The sequence below is a fragment of the Aquabacterium sp. genome (assembly GCF_048860245.1).
Classification (GTDB): domain Bacteria; phylum Pseudomonadota; class Gammaproteobacteria; order Burkholderiales; family Burkholderiaceae_C; genus Aquabacterium.
The window spans coordinates 1-5955 of sequence record NZ_JBLIZW010000081.1 but is presented as its reverse complement, the minus strand read 5'-3'; the positions used below and the strand labels follow the sequence as shown (position 1 = coordinate 5955).

Annotated in this window: 5 protein-coding genes and 1 pseudogene; all 6 read right to left on the bottom strand. The window is 61.9% G+C overall.

What is annotated here, in order from left to right; all coding sequences use genetic code 11:
* On the bottom strand, nt 1-548 hold a 548-nt coding region (locus tag ACMV18_RS09510), incomplete at its 3' end, for a molybdopterin-dependent oxidoreductase (protein ID WP_420817637.1).
* 33 nt (nt 549-581) lie between these two features.
* Nucleotides 582-2033 carry a NarK family nitrate/nitrite MFS transporter gene (locus ACMV18_RS09505; RefSeq protein WP_420817636.1) on the bottom strand — a complete coding sequence of 484 codons (1452 nt, stop codon included), beginning with the start codon at nt 2031-2033 and terminating at the stop codon, nt 582-584.
* A 22-nt stretch (nt 2034-2055) separates the two neighbouring features.
* Entirely contained in the window at nt 2056-3318 is a 1263-nt protein-coding gene (locus ACMV18_RS09500) for an MFS transporter (protein ID WP_420817635.1), read from the bottom strand.
* Nucleotides 3319-3416: 98 nt separating this feature from the next.
* On the bottom strand, nt 3417-4163 hold the full coding sequence (locus ACMV18_RS09495) for a response regulator (RefSeq protein WP_420817634.1): 747 nt from the start codon (nt 4161-4163) through the stop codon (nt 3417-3419).
* Nucleotides 4160-5707 carry a histidine kinase gene (locus tag ACMV18_RS09490; RefSeq protein ID WP_420817633.1) on the bottom strand — a complete coding sequence of 516 codons (1548 nt, stop codon included), beginning with the start codon at nt 5705-5707 and terminating at the stop codon, nt 4160-4162. The genes ACMV18_RS09495 and ACMV18_RS09490 overlap by 4 nt, the downstream gene beginning before the upstream one ends.
* Nucleotides 5700-5955 (bottom strand): annotated as a pseudogene (locus ACMV18_RS09485) (GTP 3',8-cyclase MoaA); the annotation flags it as partial. The gene ACMV18_RS09490 and the pseudogene ACMV18_RS09485, both read right to left, overlap by 8 nt.

The window sequence follows — 5955 nt, the reverse complement described above, 5'->3', positions numbered from 1 at the left end:
GGACCGTATTGCTTGATCGTGTAGACGTTGGAAGACGCCACGATCTCATTGACCTCGTCCCAGCTGGCGCGCACGAAACCACCCAGGCCGCGCTCCTTTTGCCAGCTGCGGCGGGTGTCCGGGTTGCTCATCAAGGCAGCCCAGGCATCGACCGGTGACTTGGCGATGGCACGTGCCGCACGCCAATGCTTGAGCAGCTCTCCGCGCACCATCGGGTGCTTGACTCGGTTGGCGCTGTACAGATACCAGGAATAGCTGGCGCCACGGGCGCAGCCACGGGGCTCGTGGTTGGGCAGGTCGTCGCGGGTCCGGGGGTAGTCGGTCTGCTGGGTTTCCCAGGTGACGATGCCGCCCTTGACGTACACCTTCCACGAGCAGGAGCCCGTGCAGTTCACGCCGTGGGTGGAGCGCACGATCTTGTCGTGCTGCCAGCGGTTGCGGTAAGCGTCTTCCCAGGTGCGATCCTCGCCCGTGGTGACGCCGTGGCCTTCTGCAAACTCTTCCTTGGGTTGAGCGAAGAAGGTCAAGCGGTCAAGAAAGTGACTCATGTGTTGACTCCTGTCAGATTCACGTGTGAGAGATCAGCAAGGCTGCTCGGCACCCTTGCGGGCGTAGTACCACCAGGTGGTCGCACTGCACAGCAGGTAGAAGGCGATGAACGCCATCAGCGCCAGCTCAGGGCCGCCCGTGGCACCGATCGAAGTGCCATAGCTCTTGGGGATGAAGAAGCCACCGTAGGCCGCCACTGCAGCGGTGAAGCCCAGCACAGCGGCCGCTTCGGTGTTCGCTTCCTTGATGGCGGCGTTCATGCCGGCTTCGTCGTTGCGCTTGACGCGGCTGGTCTTCAGATTCAGGAAGATCACCGGGATCATGCGGAATGTCGAGCCGTTGCCGATGCCAGTGGTCAGGAACAGCACCAGGAACATCAGGAAGAAGCCGGTGAAGTTGCCTGCAGCGGGGCCGATCGACAAGGCGTACGCACTGCCCGTACCCTTGGGCAGGAAGAACAGCACCCCCACCACCGCAAGGGCCATGACGATGAAGTTCCAGAAGGTGACGCGGGCGCCGCCCAACTTGTCAGACAACCAGCCACCCACAGGGCGAATCAGCGCACCGACCAGAGGACCGATCCAGGCGTAGGCCAGCGGATTGACATCCTTGAACTGCGACTTGATCAGCAGCGGGAAGCCTGCGGCGTAGCCAATGAAGGAGCCGAAGGTGCCCAGATACAGGATGCACATCAGCCAGTTGTGCTTGTTGCGGAAGATGGCCGCTTGCGTCGCAAACGAAGCCTTGGCGTCCGCGATGTCGTTCATGAAGAACCAGGCGGCCAGGCTCACGATGATGATCCAGGGCACCCACACGAAGGCGGCGTTCTGCGCCCAGATCTCGGACGACTGACCGGCCTTGTTGACGATGGTCTGCGACTCACCGCCCAGCACGCCGAACAGCCCCACCGAGATGATGATGGGGCTCAAGAACTGCACCACCGACACGCCCAGGTTGCCCAAGCCGGCGTTCACGCCCAGCGCCGAGCCCTTGCGCTCCTTCGGGAAGAAGAAGCTGATGTTGGACATGGACGACGAGAAGTTGCCACCGCCAAAGCCGCACAGCAGCGCCAGGATCAGCATCGTCGGATATGGCGTGCTGGGGTCCTGCACCGCAAAGCCAATCCCGATGGCAGGGATCAGCAGGGAGGCGGTGGAGATCGCCGTCCAGCGACGACCACCGACCAGCGGCACCATGAAGGAATAGAAGATGCGCAGCGTGGCACCCGACAGGGCGGGAGCCGAGGCCAGCCAGAACAGCTGATTGGTGCTGTAGTTGAAGCCCATCAACGGCAGGTTGACGGCGACCACACTCCACATTTGCCAGATGGCAAACGCCAGGAACAAGGCCGGGACCGAGATCCACAGATTGAGCTTGGCAATCGCCTGGCCTTCTGCTTCCCAGAAGGCCTTGTCTTCTGGGGTCCAGACCGTCAGGGTCGTGCCTGGACGGGCCTTGCCCGCCGAGGTATGGGAGGTTGACATGATGTGTCCTTGAGGAGGGAAATCAGGCGCGCTTGCCGACGGGAGCGTGCTGGGGCTCACCACCCACCACGTCACGCGAGCGAACTTCGGTCATGTACATCCAGATCAGCGAGACCCAGACGACGCCGTAGAGCAACATGAAGGCGCTGGAGCGAACACCGGTGAGGTCCAGCAGGTAACCGAACATGATCGGCAGCACGAAGCCACCCAGGCCGCCAGCGAGCCCGACGATGCCGGAGATGGCGCCGATGTTGGTGGGGTAGTCGTTGCTGATGTACTTGAACACGCTGGCCTTGCCGAACGCCATGGCGATGCCCAAGGTGAACATCACGATCGTGAAGGCGTAGACGTTCAGGCCAATGTGAAAGGTTTGCGGGCCGTTGACGGTGGCAATGGTGAAATCGGTCTGCGGATAGCTCAGGATGAACAGGCAGATCCAGCACACCCACAGCACCCACCAGGTGACCTTGTGCGCGCCGTGCTTGTCAGACAGATAGCCACCGATCGCACGCAGCACCCCACCGGGCAGAGAGAAACAGGCAGCCAACAAGGCGGCGACGCGGATGTCGAGGCCATACTCACCCACGTAGTACTGCACCATCCACAGGCTCAGACCCACATAGCCGCCAAACACGATGGAGTAATACTGGCAGTACTTCAGAACGCGCGGGTCCTTGAGCTGCTTGAGCTGGTCGCCGAAGCTGGCCTTGGACTGGACCAGATGGGTGGGGTCGGAGTAGCTGAAGAACCAGAACAGCAGGGCTGTGCCCAGCATGATGGCAGCGTAGACCTGCGGCACCATCGTCCAGCCTGCAGCCACCACGATGGCCGGGGCGATGAACTTGTTGACCGCGGCACCCGAGTTACCCGCACCGAACACGCCCATCGCGAAACCTTGCTGGTCCTTCGGGAACCAGCGGGCCACGTAAGGCGTACCGACCGAGAACGAGCCGCCGGCCAAGCCCACGAACATGCCCAGCACCAGGAACTGCCAGTACTGGGTGGCGTAGGCCATCAGGTAGATGGGCGCCACACACAGCATCATCGTGATGAACAACACGATGCGACCACCGAAGCGGTCCGTCCAGACACCCAAAGGCACCCGTACGAGAGAGCCCGTGAGCACGGGCATGGCTGTCAGCAGGCCGAACTGCGCGTTCGTCAGACCTAGGGTTTTCTTGATGGGGATCCCGATGACGCCGAACATCATCCAGACCATGAAGCACACGGTAAAGGCCAGTGTGCTGACTACCAAGACCGATAAGGCCTTACCTCTCTGAGACATGGGAAGCTCCTATTCCTATGCCTCACAGTGTTCAAAAATAACCCTTCTGTGAACATCCTTCCGTTGGTCAGGCGGAATAGGTCAAAAGGAGTAGTCCGTCACGTTCCTTGATTTAGATCAGTCACGGCAAACACCGCCGCCTGCACCCGTGAGGTCAGGTTCAGCTTGCGCAAAATGTGCTGCACATGGATCTTGACCGTCGTTTCGGCAATGCTCAAGGTGCGAGCGATCTCCTTGTTGCTGGCCCCGCGTGCGATCTCCCTGAGAATGTCGCGCTCCCGCGGCGACAGACGTGAAACCGCGCTGCTGCCTTCATCTTTGGTCCGATCGGTGCTGCCCGCATCGTCTGCAGGCACTTCGGCCACCGCGGCGCCGGCAGGCGCCTCGGCAGTCACCGGTGTGCTGGCGACCACCTGCCGGTAGGCCGCCATCAACTTGCCTGTCATCTCGGGTGACAACACCGATTCACCCCTCGTGGCACGCAACACCGCATCGACCAACTCTTCCCCCTCCACGGTCTTGAGAAGGTAGCCGGCCGCACCCCGCGCCAGGGCTTGTGCCAGATCGTTGGCATCCTCACTCACTGTGAGCATCACGATGCGCGCTTCCGGCACGGTCGCGCAAAACTGGGGCAAGGCCTCCACCCCATGAACGCCAGGCAAGTGGTTGTCGAGCAAGATCACATCGGGGCGATGCTGCGCACCCAGCTTGAGCGCCTCGCCCGCGTCGCGCGCCTCGGCAACGACCTCGATGCGTTCGTCGCGCGACAGCAAGGCGATCAAGCCGCGTCGAAACAGGTTGTGATCGTCCACCACCATCAGGCGGACCGTGCGGGTATCGTTCATGTCAAAACACCGGGTTGGGTCGTGGAAGCGCCTGAACGGCTGGCCGCCAGATTGGGGAGCCGCAGCTCGATCAGCGTGCCATCCGGCCCGGACTCGCAGTGCAAGTCGGCGCCAATGCGCTGTGCGCGTTCGCACATGATGCTCATGCCCACATGGGTATGGTCGGGCGGCCCTGCTTTCAGGTCAAAACCACAACCGTTGTCGCGCACCTGCACCCGCCAATGCGGCTGTGTCTGCACATCCACCCACACTTGGGTGGCCTTGGCATGTTTGCGGGTGTTGGACAGCGCTTCTTGCACGATGTGCAAAACCTGAATCTGAACATCCGGAGGCAGCGGCAGACCGTGGCCCTCGACACTCAGGTGCGCCCTGATCTTGGACTGAAGTTCAAACTTGGAGATCGTCTCGCGCAAGGCGGGCTCGATGTCGTCGGTGTGGGTACGCACACGGAAATGGAGCAACAACTCGCGCACGTCGCTGTAGCTCTCTCTCACGCCCACGTCCAACTCGTCCATGGCCGCATCAACGGCTGGCTGATCGTGACGGGCCATCGCATCGCGCAGCAACTGCATCTGGATCTTCAGGAAAGCCAGCGACTGGGCAATGGAGTCGTGCAACTCCTGCGCCAGCAGCTGTCGCTCGGACGCAATCGCGGCCTCCCGACCCAATGCGGCCGCCCGCAAGCTCTCCATGGCGCCGGCCAGGTGGCTGGCCAAGGCCTCGAACAGCGCCTTCTCTTCCTCACTCAAAGCCGGATCACCGCGGTAAAACAGCTCCACCTCGCCCAGCACGCGCATGTGCAGGCCCAAAGGCACGGTGATCAGGGTGGTGTAGCCCGCACGCTCACAATGATCGTGCACGCGCAGTGCGGCCGACTGTCCCGAGAGGCTGCGCGTGGCGTCCAGAATGGGAATCACCCTCACACTGGGCATGGTGCCTGCCTCCACCTTGGCACCGCACAGGCAGTCACCGGACAGGACGCATTGCTCCTCTTCGGTCATGACATGCGGCAGGCAATCGCTGCCCAGCAGCACGTAGCGCTCATTGGCCACATCCGACCAGCGAATGGCCACCGCGTCGGCCTGCGCAATGCGCCGCATGTGCTTGGCAAAGCCGTGTGCCAACTCCTCCAGGGTCTCGGCACTGGCCACGAAAGCGGCCACCTCGTACAGCGCACTCAGACGCTGCTGTTTGGTCTCCAGGCTGGCGGTCTTCTCACGCACCTTGGCCTCAAGGTTGCCGTAGAGCGAATGCAGGTTCTCCGCCATGCTGTTGAAGCCATCGGCGAGCGAACCCATTTCGTCCCCCGCATCGACGATGACGCGTGTGGCGAAGTCGCCCTGCTCGATGTCACGCAAAGCCGATTTGAGGCGGGAAACCGGCTCCAGAATGACCACATAGCCCGCGTACATCAGCGCCAAGGCACTCAGAATGGCCAACACCATCATGGCCAGCTGGAAGGTCCGCAACAGCGTGGTCCACCCCGAGAGATGGCGCTCGACCGCGGACACAAACAAATCCACCTGTCCAACCAGATCACTCACGTGCGCGTTCAAACTGCCCGGTGTCGCCTACCGGCATGGGTTCGATCAGGCGCAAGACAAAGCCTTGCTCGATGGCAAACGCCACCATGCGCTGCACCTCGTCCACGTTCACGTCGGCCTGCACCACCATGTTGAGCTTGATCGGCCGAAAACCCACCTCGCGAGCGGCACGCAAACCATCCAGCACATCAGACAGGCAATCCCGCCCCGTGATCCGGGCAAAACAATCGGCATCGAGCGAGTCGAGA